The following is a 1,397-nucleotide window of genomic DNA, read 5'->3' as shown; positions in this document are numbered from 1 at the left end:
ACCCCGGCCACGAACAGGCTGATGTGCTGGCCGACGTTGTGCAGCCACCTCCTGCCCGAGGTCTGGTTGAGGTCGCGCTGCGCCACCTGGTCGATGTTGCTGCCTGCGGCCAGAGTCAGGGAGTGGTCGGTCGTTGCGGCGAGGCCGGCCGGGGCGCTGAGGATCATCAGCGGCTGCTGGCCGGCCTGGGCGGGGCCATTTCCCTGGAGGGCGGTTTTGCCGTCCTTGTCGGTGTTGCTGCCGGCCTCCCAGGCTTTCAGCGCCTGCACGTGGTGCTGCAGGTGGCCGTCGGGCTTGTTCACGCCTTTGCCGTTGTCGGGCTTGATCTCGGCGGGGCCGGTTTCCAGCGTGTCGGCCAGCTGCGCGGTGGCGGTGTCGGCCAGGGATTGCGCCAGCGCCAGCGCGGCGTCGAGCTGGCTCTGTGCGCCGTCGCGCGCCAGTTGTTTGCCGCCGGCCGCGGCTTGCGCTTCGGTGCTCAGCAGCAGGCCGTGGCCGGCACGGAGGACGCCGTGGCGGTCGGTGCGCAGCTCGAAACCTTCGCCGCGGGGTTCGGCTTTGCCGTCCGCGCGCGGGTGGGTGAGGTAGCCCTGGTTGAGCTGGGTCTTGCCGTGTTCGCTGCTGAGTTTTGCTCTGACTTCGTTTGGCGTGTCGTCGAACAGCAGTTCGTTGTACTGGCAGCCGTGGTGTTCCTTGCTCTTGATGCCGGACAGGGTGTGGTTGCTCGGCAGGCTGCCGGCGCCGCTGAACGCCGGCGGCGGGTGGCTGCCGTTGTACAGCACGCCGGTAATCACCGGGCGGTCGATATCGCCTTCGATGAAGTCGACCAGCACTTCCTGGCCGAGGCGCGGGATGAACTGGTGGCCCCAGCCGGCGCCGGCGCTGGGCATCGCCACCCGCAGCCAGCAGCTGGAGCGTTCGTCGAGATTCGCCCCGCTGTCCGGGTGCTCGTCCGGCCGCTGCCAGTGGAACTGCACCTTGATGCGACCCTGCGCATCGGTGTGCACTTCTTCATTGGCCGGACCGACCACGGTGGCGGTCTGCGCGCCGCGCGCGGTGGGCTTGGCATGGCTGCTGGCGGCGTAGGCCGGGGTCAGCGGCAGGCCGCGGCGCTGGGCGTCGAAGGCGCTGCGGAATGGGGCATCGTTGTCATCGTCCCCACTTGCGGCCAACGTTGGCCGCAACGCGGCCGGTAGGCTGCGGGCCAGCTCGGCCGGCAGGTTGTTGCGCACGCTCAGTGTCTGGCGGGTAACCACGAATTCGCGCTGCTCCGGTGCGTCCCACTGGTGCGCCGGGTGGTCGTCGAGGCGGAACCACTGCCCGGCGGTCAGGCCGCGCACGCTGCCAGCGCCGCTGAAGGTCTTGGCCTGCGCGTCCAGCGCCTGCTGCCGCAGCCGCGC

1 protein-coding gene is annotated in these 1,397 nt (G+C 70.2%); it reads right to left on the bottom strand.

Annotated features, from left to right (window positions below):
• On the bottom strand, positions 1–1,397 hold a 1,397-nt coding region (locus ACG97_RS16715), incomplete at both ends, for a type VI secretion system Vgr family protein (RefSeq protein WP_047968516.1).

This window comes from Vogesella sp. EB, from assembly GCF_001037925.1.
GTDB classification, from domain to species: domain Bacteria; phylum Pseudomonadota; class Gammaproteobacteria; order Burkholderiales; family Chromobacteriaceae; genus Vogesella; species Vogesella indigofera.
This window is presented reverse-complemented; position numbering and strand designations above follow the sequence as displayed.